The sequence below is a fragment of the Streptomyces kebangsaanensis genome, from assembly GCF_001906585.1.
Taxonomy (GTDB): Bacteria; Actinomycetota; Actinomycetes; order Streptomycetales; family Streptomycetaceae; genus Streptomyces; species Streptomyces kebangsaanensis.
In genome coordinates, this window is the sequence record NZ_JUJA01000144.1 from 73,170 (window position 1) to 91,614 (window position 18,445).

The window sequence follows — 18,445 nt, forward strand, 5'->3', positions numbered from 1 at the left end:
CTCAGCTCGCGAACGGCACCTGCGCCGAGGGCGCGTCCGGTATGCCGCACGGGTGCCGCCACAGCCCCCGTGCGGCGAGCCGTGGCAGCACGCCCTCGCCGAACCAGTACGCCTCCTCCAGGTGCGGGTGACCCGAGAGCACGAACTCCTCGATGCCGAGCGCCGCGTACTCCTCGATCCGCTCGGTGACCTCCTCGTGGCTGCCGACCAGGCGGGCGGCCCGGAACCACAGGTAGTGGTAGCCGAGGAGCCGGCCGATGGAGCCGTCGCCTCGGCGGCGGTCTCCCGCAGGGTCTCGCGGGCCTCGGCCTCGGTGTCGCGGGCGACGAGGAAGCCGTTGAGGCCGAACTTCGGTGCTCTGCGCCCGGCTTCGGCGGCGGACTTGCGTATGTCGTCGATCTGGTCGACGACCCCGTCGAAGTCCTTGCCGTTGGAGAAGTACCAGCCGGAGACCCGGCCGGCCATCCGCCGGGCGGCGGTGGAGTTGCCGCCCTGGAAGATCTCCGGGTGCGGGCGCCCGGGGTGTTCAGCCTTCACCGGCTCTGCGGGCATGCGGCACTCCTGTTGCGGATGGTCGGGGAAAGTCTTCGGGCACGCCGGATTCCGGACAGGTGAGAAGCGGGAATTCAGGCGTGAAGGACGCAGACCCGAAGGAAGGAGACCCGAAGGGTGAGGAGGGAGGCGTGGCGGATCCGGACGGTGATCAGGCCGCGAGACAACAGGAAACGCTGGAGACGCGCGCGAGGTCGACATGGCGTCGCCGCGTGAGGTCCAGCCGCATCTTCATGCCGCCGGTCGTGGCAGCGTCCTGTGAGGGCCGTCAAGGAAAACCCGGCCGTCCGACGTTCCGGCTCATGGGATTCCACAGAGCTGTGACACGGAAGTCCAGCCGGTCGCCCTACTCCTCCTCGCGCGCGGGGACCACCACGAGGAAGTCGTCCGCCTTCAGGTCCATCACGACCGTGGCGGGCTGGCCCTCGGCCCTCAGGCGTGCCGCGTACTCCTCCGCCGGCCAGGATCCGCGCGGAGCTCCCGCGGGAAACCGCTCCATCACCTTCGCACCCATACCGGCAGCCACCTCCGCGTACGACCGTTCACCGCGTCCGACAACGTGCGATCCGTACGTTCCGGCTGCCCGCTGCGGGCGTGCCCATGCGATGGGCGCCCGGTCGGCGCAGGGAGCGCGTCCGGCTCCGCCCCCGTGAGGGACAGTGGTGCCGGGAGCGCCGAGAGGGACGCACGGGCATGATGAACGAACGCTGACGACCCGGGGGCGCGGCCGCTCAGTCTGGTCACGGGGGCGACGGGGTACACCGGCGGCCGGCTGGTGCCCGAGCTGCCGGCCGCCGGGTACCGGGTGCGCTGTCCGGCCCGCTCCCCCGGCAAGGGCGGGCGGCAGCCTCCGCACCGACCGCCGGGAACGGACGGTCGCGGTTCCGCCGGAGGCACTGTGGCGGGTGATCGAGGGCATCGGCTGCGACAACGGCTGGTACTCCTTCCCGCTCCCCCGGGCGCTGCGCGGCCGGCTGGACCGGCTTGGCCGGCGGGGTCGGGGTGCGCCGCGGACGCCGGGACGCCCAGCGGCTGCGGGTGGGTGACTCGCCGGGCTTCTGGCGAGTCGAGGAGATCGGGCCGGGGCGGCTGCTGCGGCTGCGGGCGGAGTCACGGCTGCCGGGCCTGGCCCGGCTGGAGATGTACGCCGGCACGGACGCCGAGGGCCGCACCCGCCACCGTCAGCGTGCCCTGTTCCCTCCGCACGGGCTGCTGGGCCACGTCTGCCGGTGGGGCGTCCCGCTCTTCCACGCCGTCGTGTTCGGCGGCATGGCCCGCGACATCGCGCAGGCCGCGGTCGCGTCGGCGCGTGCCGCCCCGCCCGGAGCCCTCACCTCTACACATAAAGGAAAAATGAGCGCAAAATATGGCTGCGCGGCGCTCACCGCACACCGCCCCGGACGCGGTCGGCCCGCACAGTCGGAAGGAGACGATCATGGCCAACGTCTCGCACGGCAGAGGTGACATCACCACCCACCCCGATGTCTCGGAAATGCGGGCGCGCTACGCCCGCGTGGTCGGTGGTCGTGATGTGGCGCTCGTGGACGGCCCGGTGTTCCTGCTCGGCCTCTACTGCGCCGCGTCCCCGTGGATCCTCCACTACACCACGAGCCAGCCTCCGCTCGTGGTCCACAACCTGATCATGGGAATCGCCCTGGGCCTGCTGGCCCTGGGGTTCACCGCCGCCCCGGCGCGGATGTACGGCCTCAGCTGGGCCATGTGCGCCCTGGGGGTCTGGATGGTCGTCTCGCCGTGGATCGTCGGCAGTCGCCCGGACGCCGGCGTGGTGGCCAACAACGTCGTGATCGGCGCCCTGGCCGTGATCCTCGGGCTGATGTGCGCCGCCACCGCGGCGAAGAGCGCCCCTCGGGCGTAGGAAGTGTCGAGGGCCGGTCCGCGCACGGCGGACCGGCCCGCCCNGGGTCGGCGGCCCGGCGCCGGCCACGGCTCCCGCGGGAGCGGACTGCCGGTCCTGGCGTGCCCCCCGGTTTCAGCGGGCATCAGACAAGGGCGCGGGGACTACGACACAGAGGGGCGAAGATGGAGATCACCGGCATCATCAGTGCCATCGTCATCGGCATCATCATCGGTGTCCTGGGACGGCTCGTCGTCCCCGGCCGCCAGCGCATCGGCGTTCTCTGGACGATCCTCATCGGCATCGTGGCCGCGCTGATCGGCGCGGCGATCGCCTCCGCACTCGGCGTCGCCGACACCAAGGGCGTCGACTGGATCGAGTGGCTCATCCAGATCGCCCTGGCGGCACTGGGCGTCGCCGCCCTGGAGCGCGTGAAGGCGGGCCACCGCTGAGCCGCCACCGGCGCACGCCCTCGGCGGCGGGCGCACGCGGGGCTTCTACGGCTCGTGGACGTACGGCGTCGTGGTGGTCAGTGGCGTGAAGCCGAGGCGTTCGAGGATGGGACGGCTCTGACTGGAGGCGTCGACCTGGAGATAACGGTATCCGTGGTCGGCGGCGAGGCGGGCGCGGTGGGCGACGAGGGCGCGGTAGAGGCCCCGGCCGCGCCAGCCCCCGACGGTCCCGCCGCCCCACAGACCCGCGAAGCCCGTGCCGGGCACCAGTTCCATACGGGCCGCGCTCACCGGTGCGTCGCCGGCGAGGGCGACGACGGCGACGACCGTGTCCGGCTCGGCGGCGAGCCGGGCGAGAAGGCGGTGGCGCAGAGCGGAGCCGTCCGTGCCGAACGCCTTCTCGTGCACGCCGACCAGGAGGTCGACGCCCGCCGCGTCGGTGACCTCGCGCAGGCGTACGCCGACGGGCGGTTCGGCGTCGAGGTCCAGGTCGGCGGCCTCGGCGACCATCAGCGTCTCCTCGGGCCCGGGCGTGAAGCCGGCCTTCCGGAGCCGCCGGCCGAGGTCCGCAGGCCGGTCGTGCCCGTACAGCTTCCACTCGAAGCCGTGGCCCGACTCGCGGAAGAACGCCATCTGTTCGGCGATCATCGCGTCCGCGTCCGCGACGTCCGGGTCCGACCACAGCACGCCGTTCCAGTCCCGCGGGGAGCCGACCTGGCGCACCACGCCTCCCGCCCGCTCCACGCGCGTGCCGGGGCCGTCGGGGCGGGCGTCTGCGCGCAGGTCCCGGTCGTGAAGGGCGAGTACCGCGGTGTGATCCATGCGCCCACTCCAGCAAACCGTGCGGGTACGGGGCAACAGGTTTACGGCCCACCGGTCAGGGGGTCCGGTGGGCCTTCCGCCGGGCCTGCGCCCGGGGCGTCAGCGCGTCGCGCCGGGCCGGTGGCGCCGGTACAGGGCGGCCCCGCCGATCAGCAGCGCCGCGCTCGCGGCGGCCATCGGTACGGCCTGGTCCGCGCCGGTGTGGGCCAGCGACTCCTGCGTCCGCGGCTCGGGCGCGGGGTGCGTCACGGGCCTCGGCAGCGGGTGCGGCACGGCCCGTGCGGGCGGCTCGGGCACGGGCTCGCCGATCTCCTCGTAGGAGTCGTTCGTGGAGGAGTTGCCGACGGCCGGGTTGCCGACGCCCACCACGTTCACGCTGTTGCCGCTGACGTTCACCGGGGCGTGCACCGGCAGCTGGATCTGGTTGCCGGAGAGCACACCGGGCGAATCCTTTCCGCCCGCGTGTGCCACCGCACCGCCGCTTTCGTGCCCCGCCGCCGTACCGGCCCTCTCGTGCCTCACCGCCTCGCCGGCCGACGACGCCCGGTCCCTCCCGGCGGACGCGTTGACGCAGTGGTTGTCCGCCGCGGGGTTGAGGAGCCCCACCACGTTCACCGTGTTCCCGCACACGTTCACCGGAGCGTGCACCGGCACCTGAATGGTGTTGCCGGAGATCGCACCGGGCGAGCCGACCGCGGCACCCTCCGCCGCGGCGCCGCCGTCCGCCGCGAAGGCGGCGGACATCGGCACGGTCATCGCCATCGCGCCGGAGGCGGCGGCGAGGGCGATCACACTGTTCCGGGTAACCCGTTTCATCGGTTCCCTGCCTTCCAGACATGGTCGCGGGCGCTCGCCCGCACCGGGTAAAACGCTGGGGAAGGATCCGGGTTATGGCTTGGCGGCCTTTCACCCCATCGAGGGGCACGGTTATCGAACAGCGGGTAACGCCTCGTACGACCGACGGCGAGGCCCGGATACGGCACCGGACGGACGCCCGTCGGCAGGCGCCGTCCACAGGCGTCGCCTATCGTGATCGAGGGCGCTGTTGCCGAACCGCAGCCGAGCGTTGCTGGAGGCTCCGATGCCGGCCAAGCCGTCCGTGCGGCGCACGGCCCGGCGCCTGGCGTGCGCCGGGGCCGTCACACTGACACTGCTCGGCGCCGGGCTGCCCGCGGCGGCCGACGGCGGCGGGCAGCCCGGCCCGGACCGGTTCCACCGCCAGAGGGTGACGTGGTCGGCGTGCGAGGCGGGCACACCCGCGGACCTGCAGTGCGGGAAGGTCACCGTCCCCCTCGACTACGCGCACCCGGACGCGGGCACCCTCGACCTGGCCCTGGCCCGCTACCGGGCCACCGGGCCCCCACGCGGCTCGGTGCTGCTGAACTTCGGCGGCCCCGGCGCCGCCGGCGTGTCCGAACTGGCCACCGGCGGCAAGCGGTTCATGGACCTGACCGACGGCTACGACGTGGTCTCCTTCGACCCGCGGGGCGTCGGCAGGTCCTCCCCGGTCAGCTGCGGCCTCGCCACGGACGACGCGAACGCGCGGGCGGTCGGTGCGGCCGGCGACCTCCGCGACCCGCGGGTCGCGCACGAGCGGCTCGCGGCGTGGCGGCAGCTGGCCACCGCCTGTGTGAAGCACTCCGGCCCGGTCCTGGCGCACATGGGCACCGTCGACGCGGCCCGGGACCTCGATGTGATACGTCAGGCACTCGGCGACGACAAGCTCAACTACCTGGGCTTCTCCTACGGCACCCGGCTCGGCGCGGTGTACGCGGCGCGGTTTCCCGGCAAGGTCGGGCGGATGGCCCTCGACGGGGTGGACACGCTGACCGAGTCGGCGGCGGAGCAGGGGCTGGTGGCCGTCGAGGGACAGCAGACGGCGCTCGACGGCTTCCTCGACTGGTGCGTGCAGGACGCCGGCTGCCCGTTCGGCGACGACCGCCGCGCGGCCGGCGATCAGGTCGTCCGGCTCGTCCGCTCGCTCGACGAGAACCCGGTGCCGAGCGGCTCCGGCTCCCGGCTGACCGGCCAGGACCTGGTGCGCGCGCTCGGACGGGGCCTCTACGGCAAGCGGCTGTGGCCCTCCCTGGAACGGGTGATCGTCTCACTGGTGCAGGACGGCGACACGCGCGGCGTCACGGCCTTCTCCTCCGGCGGCGTCACGCTGCCGGCCCGGCGGGGTGACGGGCCGGCCGGCACCGCGGGGATCCCGCCGGACAACCTGCCCGCCGCGCTGATGGCGGTCAACTGCGCGGACGACCCCGACCGGCCCGGAGCCGAGCAGCTCACCAGGGAACTCGGCCGGCTGGGCACCGCGTACGAACAGGCCTCTCCGGTCTTCGGCCGTGCCCGGCTGAACGAACTGCTGATGTGCCACGGCCGCCCCAGGGGCACCGACTTCGTCCGCGACAGGGTGAGGAACGTCGACACGGCCAGGATGCTGCTGGTCGGCACCCGCGGCGACCCGGCGACGCCGTACCGCTGGACCGTGGAGACGGCGCGGCGGCTCGGCCCGTCCGCCGTGGTGCTCGACAACCGGGCCGACGGGCACACGGGCTACCTCTCCTCCCGGTGCGTGCACCGGAAGGTGAACGACTTCCTGCTGTACGGCTCCCTGCCGGCCGGCGGCAGCTCGTGCGGGAAGGACCCGGAACCGCCCGGGAGCGGGTAGAGGGGCCGCTCAGCCGGTGACGATCAGCGGGCGGTAGAGGTCCAGCCAGACGGCCAGGTCGAGGGCCCTCTCCAGGCCGCGCCGCGCCGCCTGGGTGCCGGGGGTGGCCTCGCGGTGCGCGACGCGGCGCAGCCGTTCGGGGTCGACGAGGTCGAAGACCGGGTGGTCCGGCCGGGCGAGCAGGTCCTTGGCCTGGTCCTGCAGTGCGAGCGCGTACTTGGGGTCCTGGGTGGACGGGTAGGGGCTCTTGACCCTGTCGTACACGGACTTCGGCAGCAGGTCGGCGGTCGCCTCCCGCAGCAGGCTCTTCTCCCGGCCGTCGAAGGACTTCAGGGCCCAGGGGGCGTTGTAGACGTACTCCACGAGGCGGTGGTCGCAGTAGGGCACGCGGACCTCCAGCCCGACGGCCATGCTCATGCGGTCCTTGCGGTCGAGCAGGGCGCGGACGAAGCGGGTCAGGTGGAGGTGGCAGATCCGCCGCATCCGGAACTCGAAGTCGCTCTCGCCGTCCAGGCGGCTCACGGCGCGCACGGCGGTGCGGTAGCCGTCGGCGACGTACGCCGGGATGTCGAGGGCCCGGGCGAGGCCGGGGCGCAGGACGCCGGCGTCGTCGCCGAAGTCGCGCAGGTACCGCACCAGCCAGGGGAAGGTGTCGGCGCGTCGCGCCTCCTCGTCGAAGAAGTGCTGGTAGCCGCCGAAGACCTCGTCGGCGGACTCGCCGGACAGGGCGACGGTGGAGTGGTCCCGGATGCTGCGGAACAGCAGGTACAGCGAGGCGTCCATGTCGCCGAAGCCCAGGGGCAGGTCGCGGGCGCGGACGACCCGCTGCCGGACCTCCGGGGCGGCGAGGGTGTGCGCGTCGAGCACGATGTCCTGGTGGTCGGTGCCGGCGGCGCGCGCCAGGTCGTGCACGAACGGCGTGTCGGGGGTGGCGCGCAGGTCGTCGGCGACGAAGTGGTCGGTCTGTCCGACGAAGTCGACGGCGAAGCTGCGCACCTTCTCGCCGTGCTCGGCCAGTTGCCGGGCGGCGAGCGCGGTCATGGCGGAGGAGTCCAGGCCGCCGGAGAGCAGGGTGCAGCGGGGCACGTCGGCGACGAGCTGGCGGCGCACGATGTCGTCCAGGAGGGTGCGGACGGTGGCGACGGTGGTGTCGCGGCCGTCGGGGTGCGGCCGGGTTTCGAGCCGCCAGTAGACGCGGGTGCGCAGGCCGGTGCGGCCGACGGTGACGACGGTGCCGGGCTCGACCTCGTGCATGCCGTCCCAGACGGCGTGCCCCGGGGTCTTGACGAAGGTGAACAGCTCGCGCAGGCCGTCCAGGGTCACCCGGGGGCTCACCAGGGGGTTGGCGAGGATGGCCTTGGGTTCGGAGCCGAAGAGGACACCGTCGGGGGTGGGTCGGTAGTAGAACGGCTTGATGCCCATGCGGTCGCGGATCATGACGAGCTCGTCGCGCCGTCCGTCCCAGACGGCGAAGGCGTACATGCCGTTGAGGCGTTCGGCGACGGCGTCGCCCCACTCCAGGTAGCCGCGCAGGACGACCTCGGTGTCGGAGTCGGTGGCGAAGCGGTGGCCGCGGGCGGTGAGGCCGCGGCGCAGTTCGGTGAAGTCGTAGGTCTCCCCCGAGTAGACGAGGGCGACGGTGCCCTCCGGGGTGCCGGCGGTCATCGGCTGGCGGCCGCCGGGCAGGTCGATGATCGCGAGCCGGCGGTGTCCGAGGGCCGCCGGGCCCTCGGACCAGGTGCCGCGGTCGTCGGGGCCGCGGCAGGCCATCGTCCCGGTCATCGCGTCCAGGGTCGCGGCCTCGGTCCGGAGGTCGCGGTCGTAGGAGACCCAGCCGGTGATGCCGCACATCGGTTACCTCCCGCGAAACCGGTTGCATCGACCATCTATATGACGAGCGTGTGTCATCGGGCGGCAGTGGTCAACGCGTCCGTGGCCCGGATGCCACGGCGGGCTCCGCGGTTCCGGCCGTTCTTTGCTCCTGGAACATCCACCGGAACGCCTGCCACCAGGTGCGGAGCGTCAGGAATCGGCCGAGGGCAAAGACTTCTCCAAGGACCTCTCCGGGGTCCGCGGGCCGGTCCTGCCCGGCCCGGTCACCTTGCCGCGGAAGGGCGGATGTTCTGGTTCAGGCGGAACAGGTTGGTGGGGTCGTAGGCGTCCTTGACCCCGACGAGCCGGTCGAGGACCGCGCCCGGGTACGAGGCGCGGACCTTGTCGTCCGCCGCGTCGCCGGTGAAATTGACGTACATGGCACCGCGGCCGTGGCGTGCGATGTCCTCGCGGGCGGCACGCCGGACCGCGTCGTCGAGCTCGCCGACGTCGATCCGCACCCCGCCGTCGTGGCCGAGCAGCACGAGGTCGTCCCGGAGGGTCACGACGTCGCCGGGTGTCCCCGCGGAGGCCAGGGCGCGTCGCGCGGCGTGCAGTGCCTGGTGGAGGTTGTTCGACGCGGCCGTCCGGTCGAGGTCCGGCCGGAGCAGGCCGTAGAGCTTCTCCCGGTGCATCCGGTGCATCCGGTGGCCCGGTGCCGGGCACAGCGGCCTCAGCGGGCTCCGGGCCTTGCGCAGGCGCCAGGCCCCGGTGGCGACCGGGCGGTCCCCCACCGCCACGGCGAAGCCGCCGAGGAGCCGGATGTACACCTCATCGGCCATCGCTGCCTCATGAGCAGGCTACCCCGCGGCCGGTGTCCGGCACCCGCGCAGGCCCCCGTGGTGCCGCCCGCGCCGGCGCGCGAGGGCCGTGCGGACACGCCTCCGTCCGGAGCGGATCACGCCGGGGCCGTGGTGTGGCGGCCGTAGCAGCGAAAGGACCCGCGCGCCAGTCGAGTTGCCCCGAATGCCTGATGCGCGCATCGGCCCTATCGTGCTGTCATGGAGCACGAGCTGAGTCCTTCGATACTCACCGAGCTGCGGCGTCCGCGCCCCTACCCCGCGGTGTCCGTGCTGACGCCGATGCACCGCCGCGAGCCCGACAACGCACAGGATCCGGTCCGGCTGCGCAACGTGGTGGCCGAGGCCAAGAAGCAGCTGGACACCGACCCGCAGGTCACCCGGGAGCGACGCAACGACGTCGTCCGGCAGCTCGACCAGGCCCTCGCCGAGGTGGACCTGACGTACGCCGAGGACGGTCTGGTCATCTTCGCCGCCCCCGGCGAGCACCAGGTGTGGTCGCTGTCGCGCAGCGTGCCGGAGCGCGTGGTCCTCTCGGACACCTTCCTGACCCGCAACCTGGTCTCCGCACAGACCGCCGCGCGCCCGCTCTGGGTCCTGTCCGTCTCCGCGGACCGCGTGACGCTGTGGAGCGGCGACGGCGAACGCGTCACGGAGGACCACGCCGGCGGCTTCCCGCTGACCAGGAAACTCGTCGAGAACTTCGACGCCGAGCGCCGGATGCAGATCGGCGACGAGCCGAGCACCTTCCGGGACCAGGGCACCCGCCAGTTCCTGCGGGAGGCGGACAGCGCGATGAGCGCGGTCCTGCGCGAGCACCCGCGTCCGCTGTACGTCACGGGCGAGCCGGCGGCGCTGTCCGCCCTGGAGGAGGTCGGCAGTGTCGCCAAGTGCGCGGCGCCCGTCCAGCACGGCGGTCTGGCGCACGCCACCCCCGAGGCCGTCTGGCGGGCCGTACGACCCGTGCACGACGAGGTGACGCGGAGCGACACCGCGGCGGTGGCCCGCGAGCTGGAGGCGGCCCGCGGACGCAAGGAGTACGCGGCCGGTGTCGACGAGATCTGGCAGACCGCCCGGGAGGGCCGCATCCGGCTGCTGGCCGTCGAGGAGAACTACCGGGTGACGGCGCGCGACAGCGCCGGCGGCCATCTGGTCCCGGCGGACGCCGGGGAACCGGGCGCCCGCGAGGACATCGTGGACGAGATCGTCGAGCAGTGCCTGGAGACGGGTGCCGACGTCCGCTTCGTCCCCGACGGCGCCCTGGGCGACGCGCAGGGAATCGCCGGAGTGCTGCGCTACTGACGAAATCGACGAAAAGAGCGGCCGGGCCGCTCCCCTCGCCGAGGTCCTGCGCCGCCCGCGGACCGTCGGTGCGGAGGGAGTGCGCACGTGGAGGCACTGCCGACGGCCTTCGCACGAGGGCTGCCCGTGCTGTGCGAGAAGCCGATGACGCCCGGCTCCGCCGGAGCGCCGCGGGTCGCCGAGGCGGCGGCGCGGCTCGGGCGACGGCCGGCCCGGCCGGGTCGGGCCGTGCCGAAGAGGCGCTCAGGCCCAGGTCGACAGCCGTGGAGAGGTCCTCCCGGCCGGGCGGCACCACGGCGTGGCTCCGCTGCGGGAAGCGGCGCAGCGGTGGGGTCGCGAACCGGAGCAGGGCCAGGCCGGAGGGCGAGTGCAGCTCCAGCACCGCACGGAAGGCGCCGCACGGCCACAGGTGCACGTCCCCGGCCCCGGCCCGCCGCCGGAGCCCCCTCGTCCAGCAGGGCTCGGGAGAAGGTCCGCGTGACGTCCTTGCCGTCGAGGGCGGCCTCGGGCGGGAAGTCCGGGTGCACGGCCGGCTGGTCCGCGGAGGCGTGGCGCAGGGTGACGGGCACGGGGAGTTCCCGCCCGTGCGCGGTGATCAGGTGGGCGCGGGCGGGCTACTCGAGGGTGATGTCCGTGGTCGGTCTCCCCTGTGGGCCGTCAGGTCGGCCGTTGTGCCGTTGTGCCGTTGTGCCGTTGTGCCGTTGTTGTCAGGAGCCCGCAGGGGCCTTTCGCATGACGCCTGACCGGCCACCCATCCATGTGACCTGAGTCACTTCCCCGGTCGTGGACCTCGGAAGACCGTGGCATATGCCGGATGCACCCTCGTGTCGTGTCTTGCCAAATCCCTTACGGGCCGTCGCCGGCTGTGCGACAGTCGTAACGGTCCCTCCCGCCGCCCCGGCCGTACCGTCCCGCATCGGAGTGCGTCATGCCGCCCCACCTCTCCGCGGACCGCCCGCCCGCCCAGCCACCAGGGCGCGGCCCGCTCGACGCGCTGATATCGCAGGCGCGCCGGCTCAGGGGCGAGGTGGACGCCGTACGGCGGGACGCGCAGGGCGACGCGTCGGATCCTCAGGTCCGCTGGGAGCGTGCGCTGTGCGACCTGGCGCTGCATCAACTCGCGGAACTGGACGGCCACTTGGCACAGCTGAGGGACGGTCCGCCACCGGTGGCCGCCGCGCCCGCCGCAGTCCCCGCGGCGCCGCCCGGCTCGCTGCTCAGCCGGGTCGGCAGCGCCGAGTGGAACCTGCTGACGGGCGAGGCCGACTGGTCGGGCGAGCTGTTCCAGATCCTCGGCCGCGACCCCGCCGTACCCCCGCTCACCCTCGACGAACTGCCCTCCGTGGCGCTGGAGGAGGACCGGCCCCGGCTGACCGCGATGGTCACCGACTGCCTGGTCGACGCGCGGCCCGTCGACGGGGAGTTCCGCATCGTGCGGCCCGACGGCGCCGTCCGCACGGTGCACATGATGGGCGAGCCCGTGCTCGACGCCGACGGCGGCACCGCCTCGATGTGGGCGGTGCTGCGGGACGTCAGCGAGCTGCGCCGCAGCCAGTCGGAGGTGCGCGAGACCCGTGACTCGCTGCAGCACCACCGGCACCGCGCGCAGACCGAGCACCGGCTCGCGGTCGAGCTGCGGGAAGCCGTGCTGCCGCCGTGGCGCGGCTCCCCGCGGCTCCCGCGCCGGGGCCGACCCGCACTCGACCTGGCCGTCCACCGCCTGCCGTCCTCGGCCGGCACGCCGGCCGGGGGCGACTGGTACGACGCGCTGGAGCTGGCCGACGGCGACACCCTGCTCGGCGTCGGCGACCTCACCGGCCGCGGGCCCGGCGTCGCCTCCGGCATGGCGATGCTGCTGGGCGCCGTGCGCGGCATGGCGATGGCCGGCGCCGGGCCCGGGCAGCTGATGACCTGGCTCAACCAGCTGCTGGACACCGCCGCCCAGCCCGCCCTGGGCAGCGCCGTCTGCTTCCGCTACCGCCCCGCCACCCGCACCCTGACGTGGGCACGGGCAGGACACCCCGCCCCGCTGCTGTTCCGCGACGGGACGGGGTGGACGCCGGACGCCCCGGAGGGCGCCCTGCTCGGCGCCGCCTCGAAAGCCCGCTACGGGCAGGCCGAGGAGACCCTCGAGACGGGCGACCTGCTCCTGCTGCACACCGACGGGCTGGTGCCGCGGCGCGGCCGGAGGACCGCCGCACAGCGCCTGCTCGACCTGGCCCCGCGGTTCGCCGCGGCGCGCGACGCACAGGACTGCGTACGGACGGTCGTGGAGGAGTTCGGCGGGACCGAGCGCGAGGACGACGCCTGCGTGCTGGCCGCCCGGGTGATGTCGTGACCGGTGTGCGGAACCGCCGGCGCTACGCCGGCGCGCTCCCGGTGTTCCTCCCCTTCGGCTTGGGCAGGGCCAGCCGGATCTCCTCCCGCAGCTCACTGATCTTCGGATAGGTGGCGTACTCGGCGGTGAGCCGGTACATCTCGCGCAGCCGGTCCCAAGTGCGGCGGGAGGAGTTCGACCCCATCGCCATCAGAGCCAGCCGTGCGTACCGGTCCGCCTGTTCGGGGTCGTCCGCGATGAAGCAGGCGGAGGCCATGGACAAGTGATCGAAGATCTTCGACCGCTCCCGTCCGTCGACACGGAGGGCCAGGGCTTTTTCCGCGTAGTGCTGGGCGTGCGCGGCCGCGTCCGGGTCGTGCTCCGCCAGCGTGCGGTACGCGAGCGCCTGCATGCCGTACAGATCCTCGTCCTTGAAGGTCTGCATCCAGTCGAGCGGTTCCGCACTACCCGTGCCGGAGACGAAGAGGTCCTCCGCCCGGCCGAGGGTGCGGCGCATGGCCTGGCCCTTGCCCATCGAGGCCTGGGCCCAGGCCTCGATGGTGTGGAACATCGCCTTGGTGCGCGGCTGGAGGCGCTCGCCGGAGCCGGACTGGGCGAGTTTCATCAGGTCCAGTGCCTCGTCGGGGCGGCCCAGGTGCACCATCTGGCGTGCCGCGCGGGACAGCGCCTCGCCGGCGCGGGGCCGGTCGCCGCCCTCCCGCGCGGCGTGGGCGGCGATGACGAAGTACTTCTGGGCGGTGGGTTCCAGGCCGACGTCGTGCGACATCCAGCCGGCCAGGACCGCGAGGTTGGCGGCGACGCCCCACAGGCGCCGCTGGAGGTGGGGTGGGTGGCCGTAGGCGAGCATGCCGCCCACCTCGTTGAGCTGGCCGACCACCGCCTTGCGCTGCAGTCCGCCGCCGCGGGCCGCGTCCCAGGCCCGGAACACCTCCACCGAGCGTTCCAGTTCCTCGATCTCCTGCGACCCGACGGGGGCGGCGTCGTAGCGGTCGAACCCGGCGGGGTCGGCGTGCAGGGGGTGGTCGAGGTCGGGAGCGTCGGCCTTGAGTGTCGGATCGGTGTGCAACCAGTCGTGCATGGCGCTGCTGAGTGCGGATCCCGCGGCGAGCGCGGCGCCCGCGCCCACCAAGCCGCGTCGGTTGAGCATGAGGTCCATTCCCGTGAATTCGGTGAGGACCGCGGCGGTCCGCTCGGGCGCCCACGGCACACCGTCGGGATGTTCCGCACTCCCGCCGCCCTGCCGTTTCCCCGTACGCCCGTGCCGTACCAGACCGAGGTCCTCGATGGTCACGACACGGCCGAGACGCTCGGTGAACAGGGCCGCCAGCACCCGTGGCACGGGATCGCGCGGGATCTCTCCCATGTCGATCCAGCGCCGCACCCGGGAGGTGTCGGTCGCCAGCTGGGGGTGGCCCATGGCCGCCGCCTGCCGGTTGACGAGCCTCGCGAGTTCCCCTTTGGACCAGCCGGCCAGGCCGAACAAGTCCGCGAAACGGGCGTTGGGTTGTCCTGTCACGTCAAGCCCCCAGGTACTCGGCTGAGTTGACAGTAGACCCGGCGAGACTTGCCGGGCGACTATTCGCCAGGGTTCGCCAGGGTGCGCCAGATGGTGTGCCAGTGCCCACCGGGTGTCAGGTAGGAACGCGCCAACCCGGCTCGGTCGCCGAGGGACATTCCCCAGGGTGCACCCGGGCGTCCGGGCCGGGCAGCGCGCGTCAAGCAGCAGGCACACGAAGGGATCTGTCTCGCCCATGTACGCAGCATCGTCCTCCGTGTCCGCCCCGCCCCGGTCGCCGCGTCCCCGTCCGGGTGCCGGCGGCCCCTACCTCGACCCCGCGCGTCCGGCGGCCCCTGTGCCCGGTGCGGTCCGTACGCGGCGCGCCGCGGGGCTCGGCACGCAACCGCTCAGCGGAAGAATCGACCTGTCCGGCCCTCAGGGCGCCCAGCTGCGCACGGCACTCGCCTCGGTGCACCGGATCTGCCCGGAGTTCGCTCCGGTGCAGGTGCTGCGCCGCAGTGGGCGGTCCGTGCTCCTGGTCGGCACGACCGGGCGCACTACGGCCGTCGCCAAGTGTTTACTCGACCACTCCCCCGCGTGGGCGGAGCGCTACCGGCACGAGATAGCGGCGTACCGCTCGTTCGTCCGGCACCGGCCGCCTGTGCGGGTGCCCCGGCTGATCGCGGCGGACCCGGACAACTGCACGCTGGTGATCGAGCGCATGCCGGGCCGGGTGGCCGCGCTCCAGCGGCATCCGACGCAGGCGCCGCCGCAGGCGGACATCAGGGCGGCGCTGGGCGCGATCTGCCGGCTGAACGCCTGGCGGCCGCCGGCGGGTACGTTCGACGCCCCGCTGGACTACGCCGCCCGGATCTCCCGGTACCACGAACTGGGGCTGCTCACCGACCGGGACCTGGGCGACCTGCAGAAGCTGCTGCACGGCATCGCGCACGCCGCGGGCCGGCAGGGCATGGGCCAGTTCTGCCACGGCGACGCGCTGCTCGCGAACCTCCTGCTCTCACCGGCCGGTCCAGTGCTGGTGGACTGGGAGCACGCGGGCTGGTACCTGCCGGGCTACGACCTGGCGACGCTGTGGTCGGTCCTCGGGGACGCGCCGGTGGCGCGTCGGCAGATCAGCCAGCTCGCCCAGTCGGCCGGCCCGGCCGCGCGGGACGCGTTCCTGGTGAACCTGATGCTCGTGCTCACCCGTGAGATCCGCACCTACGAGACGGCCGTGCAGCGCTCGATGCACGACGCCACTCATCCGGGTGCCGCCCAGTCCGGTGAGGAACAGCGCCTGCTCCTGCGACGCCTGCACGACGACTGCCAACTGGCCCGCCGGGCGGTACGCGCGGCCGTAGGCACCCGCTGACGACCACGGCCCGCGGCGCGCCCCCCTCCCCGGGCGCCCGCGGCCGTTTCCTCGCCCCGCCCCGCTCCCGCCTCCCTCCCTCCCTCCCTCCCTCCTGGAGCAGTGCCTCCCGGAACCATTGGTGTACGCCACTGACGCCGCGCAGGCCTCGCGGGCGTCCGGGTGAAACTCGCCGGAGAGGCCGTTGACGTGGGGATTCACCTTCTCGCGCGCATGATTGACGGATCGTCGGACAACCGGTACCACTGACCCACGCCGGCCCCGCACGCCCCGTCACGCCCGAGCGCACCAGGAGGCTTCCTTGCGAGGATCCGTCACCGACTCCAGACCCGTGCCGGGAGGCAGACGCACGCGCGGCGCGGCGGGTGTCGCCGTCTCGGCGGCGTTGCTGTTACCGCTGCTGGGTGCCGCGCCGTCCGCGGGCGCGGCCGTGGACGACACCGGGCGGCTGCAGCGGGCGTTCGCGTCCGCGGCGGCCGAGTACCGCGTGCCGCTCAGCGTGCTGATGGGCGTGTCGTACCTGCAGTCCCGGTGGGACGGGCACGGCGGCGCGCCGAGCGTGACCGGCGGCTACGGGCCGATGCACCTCACCGACGCGCGCACCGCGCTCGCCGGGGCCCCGCACCACAGCGAGGGTACGGAGGACCCGCGCGGGGACGGTGCGCGTACGGCCCTGCGCCCGGATGCGAAGGTGCCGGAGAACTCCTCGCCGCCCGCCCGGCTGCGGACCCTGACGAAGGCGGCCGAGCTGACCGGGATCCCCGCTCAGCGGCTGCGCGACGACGAGTCGGCGAACATCGAGGGCGGCGCGGCCCTGCTCGCGGCCGCCCAGAAGAAGCTCGGCGAGCCGCTGAGCCGGGACCCGGCCGACTGGTACGGCGCGGTGGCCCGGTTCTCCGGCGCGGACGACAGCGCGACGGCGGCGGCGTACGCCGACGACGTCTACGACGTGATCCGCTCCGGTGAGCGGCGCGTCACCGACACCGGACAGCGGGTCGTCCTCGCCGCGCTGCCCCGCCTCTCCCCCGACACCGGCCAACTGGCCCGGACGGGTCTGCGCCGCGTCTCCGCGGCCGGTACGGAGTGCCCGGCCTCGGTGTCCTGCGAGTGGATCCCGGCGCCGTACGAGGAGTTCGGCGGGAACGACTACGGCAACCACGACCTGGGCGACCGGCCGAAGTCGCAGTCCATCCGGTACATCGTCGTCCACGACACGGAAGGGCGCTGGGACGGGGTCCTCAACCTCGTCCAGGACCCCACCTATGTGTCGTGGAACTACACGCTGCGCTCCACCGACGGGCACATCGCCCAGCACGTGAAGGCCAAGGACGTGGCCTGGCACGCGGGGAACTGGTACGTCAACGCCAAGTCGATCGGCCTGGAGCACGAGGGCTTCCTCGCCTCGCCGGACGCCTGGTACACGGAGGCGATGTACCGCGCCTCGGCGCGGCTGGTGAAGTACCTCGCCGAGAAGTACGGCATCCCGCTGGACCGGCAGCACATCCTCGGCCACGACACCGTGCCGGGGCCGACGGCCGGGACCGTCCCGGGCATGCACACCGACCCGGGGCCGTACTGGGACTGGCGGCACTACTTCGAGCTGCTGGGCCGCCCCTTCGAGCCGACCGCGGGCAGGAACGGCGGCATGGTGACGATCCGTCCCGACTACGCCGCGAACCGGCCCGAGTACACGGGCTGCGCCACCCGCGGCGAGCCGTGCGCCCCGCACGGCTCCGGCGCGGTGCGGCTGTACGCGCGGCCCGACACGTCCTCACCGCTGATCAAGGACATCGGTCTGAGGCCGGACGGCGGCGACTCCACGACCGACGTGAACGACATCGCCTCCCGGGTGGAGACCGGCCAGCAGTACGCGGTCGCCGACCGGCAGGGCGACTGGACGGCGATCTGGTACCTGGGGCAGAAGGCCTGGTTCCGGAACCCGGCCGGGCAGCCGACGGCGGTGGACGCGGCCGGACTGGTGGTGACACCGAAGGCCGGGTCGGCCGGCGTGCCGGTGTACGGGAGGGCGTACCCGGAGAAGGAGGCCTATCCGGCGGGCGTGCCCGTCCAGCCGGTGTCGCCGCTGCCGTACAAGCTGCTCGCGGGCCAGAGGTACGTGGTGGGCGATCTGCTGCGGGGCGAGTACGACTACTCGGTCACCTTCGCCACGGACTCGCACCGGGTGGTGACCGGCAAGGATCTGTACTACGAGATCCAGTTCGGTCACCGGGTGGCGTTCGTGCGGGCGGCCGACGTACAGATGCAGCCGTCGGTGGTTCCGTAGCGGCGCCGAGGAGCACGAGGGGCCGGTCCCGCGGGGCCGGCCCCTCGGTCCGCTTCCGGTCAGCCCTGCTGGAACAGCTCGGCGGGCAGCGGCTTGAGCAGGGCGTACAGGTCGTCGGTGATCGGGCGGTCCCAGGCGGCGATGGTCACCAGGACGCCGTCGCTGCGGTCGAACTGCACGCAGGAGATCCGGCCCTCCGACAGTTTCAGCCGGCGCACGATCAACAGGTTGTCGCCCTGCAGCACCGGCATGTCCTCGCTGCCGACGACGGTGACCTCCTCGTCGTTCCCCAGGGCCAGCAGCAGCTGGGCGACCTCGAAGGGCACCTCGCCCTCGGCGACCTCGCGGGCCGGTGAGCCCTCGGGCAGGTTGCCGATGATCATCGCGGTGCCGCGGCCGCCGAACAGGTCGTAGCGCAGGAACACACCCTGGCAGGTGCCGTCGGGCGCGGGCAGCAGCCCGGCACCGAGGTTGCCGGGCCAGTCGCCCGGGTCCATGGCCAGTACGTCGAAGTCGGGCCCGGCGGGCGTGGCGCTGCGGCGACGGAGGAACGACATGCCGCCATGGTACGTGCCCCGGCCTGCGGTGCGACGTGCGGGCGGCCCTGGAACGGCGGGGGAATCACCC

General features: G+C 73.5%; 14 protein-coding genes and 4 pseudogenes. 9 read left to right on the top strand and 9 right to left on the bottom strand.

Features of this window, described 5'->3' with window-relative positions; translation table 11 throughout:
- Position 1: 1 nt before the first annotated feature.
- Together RH94_RS44190 and RH94_RS41510 are read right to left on the bottom strand one after the other, a co-directional pair.
- Positions 2-516, bottom strand: a pseudogene (locus tag RH94_RS44190) (LLM class flavin-dependent oxidoreductase); the annotation flags it as partial.
- A 382-nt stretch (positions 517-898) separates the two neighbouring features.
- Entirely contained in the window at positions 899-1,066 is a 168-nt protein-coding gene (locus RH94_RS41510; protein ID WP_199881026.1) for a hypothetical protein, read from the bottom strand.
- 313 nt (positions 1,067-1,379) lie between these two features.
- Between RH94_RS41510 and RH94_RS38935 the strand changes: the two are divergent.
- From RH94_RS38935 to RH94_RS21850, 3 genes and pseudogenes are all read left to right on the top strand, one after another.
- Positions 1,380-2,016, top strand: a pseudogene (locus RH94_RS38935) (DUF2867 domain-containing protein); the annotation flags it as partial.
- The gene (locus tag RH94_RS21845; RefSeq protein WP_073949184.1) at positions 1,988-2,428 is read left to right on the top strand and encodes an SPW repeat protein; all 441 of its coding nucleotides are present in this window, start codon (positions 1,988-1,990) and stop codon (positions 2,426-2,428) included. The pseudogene RH94_RS38935 and the gene RH94_RS21845, both read left to right, overlap by 29 nt.
- A gap of 164 nt (positions 2,429-2,592) precedes the next feature.
- A complete protein-coding gene (locus RH94_RS21850; RefSeq protein WP_073949185.1) occupies positions 2,593-2,859 on the top strand; it encodes a GlsB/YeaQ/YmgE family stress response membrane protein in 267 nt (88 codons plus the stop codon).
- A 45-nt stretch (positions 2,860-2,904) separates the two neighbouring features.
- On the opposite strand, the gene RH94_RS21855 is transcribed toward RH94_RS21850, so the two are convergent.
- Positions 2,905-3,681: a GNAT family N-acetyltransferase gene (locus tag RH94_RS21855; protein ID WP_073949186.1), complete on the bottom strand. Its 777-nt coding sequence runs from the start codon at positions 3,679-3,681 to the stop codon at positions 2,905-2,907.
- Between the two features lie 99 nt (positions 3,682-3,780).
- A complete protein-coding gene (locus RH94_RS46410) occupies positions 3,781-4,497 on the bottom strand; it encodes a chaplin (RefSeq protein ID WP_107428787.1) in 717 nt (238 codons plus the stop codon).
- Between the two features lie 265 nt (positions 4,498-4,762).
- On the opposite strand from RH94_RS46410, the gene RH94_RS21865 reads away from it, so the two are divergent.
- Positions 4,763-6,352, top strand: a complete 1,590-nt coding sequence (locus tag RH94_RS21865; RefSeq protein ID WP_073949188.1) for an alpha/beta hydrolase — start codon at positions 4,763-4,765, stop codon at positions 6,350-6,352.
- A 9-nt stretch (positions 6,353-6,361) separates the two neighbouring features.
- Here RH94_RS21865 and asnB read toward each other — a convergent pair whose 3' ends face one another.
- Both asnB and RH94_RS39815 read right to left on the bottom strand, forming a co-directional pair.
- A complete protein-coding gene (gene asnB, locus RH94_RS21870; RefSeq protein WP_073949189.1) occupies positions 6,362-8,203 on the bottom strand; it encodes an asparagine synthase (glutamine-hydrolyzing) in 1,842 nt (613 codons plus the stop codon).
- Positions 8,204-8,448: 245 nt separating this feature from the next.
- Complete coding sequence (locus RH94_RS39815) at positions 8,449-9,006, bottom strand: BBE domain-containing protein (protein ID WP_073949190.1); 558 nt, start codon at positions 9,004-9,006, stop codon at positions 8,449-8,451.
- Positions 9,007-9,225: 219 nt separating this feature from the next.
- Between RH94_RS39815 and RH94_RS21880 the strand changes: the two genes are divergently transcribed.
- Both RH94_RS21880 and RH94_RS44195 read left to right on the top strand, forming a co-directional pair.
- Positions 9,226-10,326, top strand: a complete 1,101-nt coding sequence (locus RH94_RS21880; protein WP_073949191.1) for a baeRF3 domain-containing protein — start codon at positions 9,226-9,228, stop codon at positions 10,324-10,326.
- A gap of 75 nt (positions 10,327-10,401) precedes the next feature.
- Positions 10,402-10,548: pseudogene (locus RH94_RS44195) on the top strand (Gfo/Idh/MocA family oxidoreductase); the annotation flags it as partial.
- A 112-nt stretch (positions 10,549-10,660) separates the two neighbouring features.
- On the opposite strand, the pseudogene RH94_RS46745 reads toward RH94_RS44195, so the two are convergent.
- A pseudogene (locus RH94_RS46745) lies at positions 10,661-10,741 on the bottom strand (SsgA family sporulation/cell division regulator); the annotation flags it as partial.
- A 513-nt stretch (positions 10,742-11,254) separates the two neighbouring features.
- Between RH94_RS46745 and RH94_RS21890 the strand changes: the two are divergent.
- Positions 11,255-12,664, top strand: coding sequence for a PP2C family protein-serine/threonine phosphatase (locus RH94_RS21890; RefSeq protein ID WP_073949192.1), 1,410 nt, complete (start codon positions 11,255-11,257; stop codon positions 12,662-12,664).
- 22 nt (positions 12,665-12,686) lie between these two features.
- Here the strand turns inward: RH94_RS21890 and RH94_RS21895 are convergent, their stop codons facing one another.
- The gene (locus RH94_RS21895; protein WP_073949193.1) at positions 12,687-14,180 is read right to left on the bottom strand and encodes a DNA-binding protein NsdB; all 1,494 of its coding nucleotides are present in this window, start codon (positions 14,178-14,180) and stop codon (positions 12,687-12,689) included.
- A gap of 235 nt (positions 14,181-14,415) precedes the next feature.
- On the opposite strand from RH94_RS21895, the gene RH94_RS21900 reads away from it, so the two are divergent.
- Together RH94_RS21900 and RH94_RS21905 are read left to right on the top strand one after the other, a co-directional pair.
- A complete protein-coding gene (locus RH94_RS21900) occupies positions 14,416-15,534 on the top strand; it encodes an aminoglycoside phosphotransferase family protein (protein ID WP_073949194.1) in 1,119 nt (372 codons plus the stop codon).
- Positions 15,535-15,835: 301 nt separating this feature from the next.
- Positions 15,836-17,818 carry an N-acetylmuramoyl-L-alanine amidase gene (locus RH94_RS21905; protein ID WP_073949195.1) on the top strand — a complete coding sequence of 661 codons (1,983 nt, stop codon included), beginning with the start codon at positions 15,836-15,838 and terminating at the stop codon, positions 17,816-17,818.
- A 59-nt stretch (positions 17,819-17,877) separates the two neighbouring features.
- On the opposite strand, the gene RH94_RS21910 is transcribed toward RH94_RS21905, so the two are convergent.
- Complete coding sequence (locus RH94_RS21910) at positions 17,878-18,375, bottom strand: hypothetical protein (protein ID WP_073949196.1); 498 nt, start codon at positions 18,373-18,375, stop codon at positions 17,878-17,880.
- Positions 18,376-18,445 lie beyond the last annotated feature (70 nt).

Excerpts from the sequence above, each read along its gene's own strand:
- RH94_RS41510 (WP_199881026.1), bottom strand. The coding sequence starts at position 1,066 with ATGGGTGCGAAGGTGATGGAGCGGTTTCCCGCGGGAGCTCCGCGCGGA.
- RH94_RS21845 (WP_073949184.1), top strand. The coding sequence starts at position 1,988 with ATGGCCAACGTCTCGCACGGCAGAGGTGACATCACCACCCACCCCGAT.
- RH94_RS21850 (WP_073949185.1), top strand. The coding sequence starts at position 2,593 with ATGGAGATCACCGGCATCATCAGTGCCATCGTCATCGGCATCATCATC.
- RH94_RS21855 (WP_073949186.1), bottom strand. The coding sequence starts at position 3,681 with ATGGATCACACCGCGGTACTCGCCCTTCACGACCGGGACCTGCGCGCA.
- RH94_RS46410 (WP_107428787.1), bottom strand. The coding sequence starts at position 4,497 with ATGAAACGGGTTACCCGGAACAGTGTGATCGCCCTCGCCGCCGCCTCC.
- RH94_RS21865 (WP_073949188.1), top strand. The coding sequence starts at position 4,763 with ATGCCGGCCAAGCCGTCCGTGCGGCGCACGGCCCGGCGCCTGGCGTGC.
- asnB (WP_073949189.1), bottom strand. The coding sequence starts at position 8,203 with ATGTGCGGCATCACCGGCTGGGTCTCCTACGACCGCGACCTCCGGACC.
- RH94_RS39815 (WP_073949190.1), bottom strand. The coding sequence starts at position 9,006 with ATGGCCGATGAGGTGTACATCCGGCTCCTCGGCGGCTTCGCCGTGGCG.
- RH94_RS21880 (WP_073949191.1), top strand. The coding sequence starts at position 9,226 with ATGGAGCACGAGCTGAGTCCTTCGATACTCACCGAGCTGCGGCGTCCG.
- RH94_RS21890 (WP_073949192.1), top strand. The coding sequence starts at position 11,255 with ATGCCGCCCCACCTCTCCGCGGACCGCCCGCCCGCCCAGCCACCAGGG.
- RH94_RS21900 (WP_073949194.1), top strand. The coding sequence starts at position 14,416 with ATGTACGCAGCATCGTCCTCCGTGTCCGCCCCGCCCCGGTCGCCGCGT.
- RH94_RS21910 (WP_073949196.1), bottom strand. The coding sequence starts at position 18,375 with ATGTCGTTCCTCCGTCGCCGCAGCGCCACGCCCGCCGGGCCCGACTTC.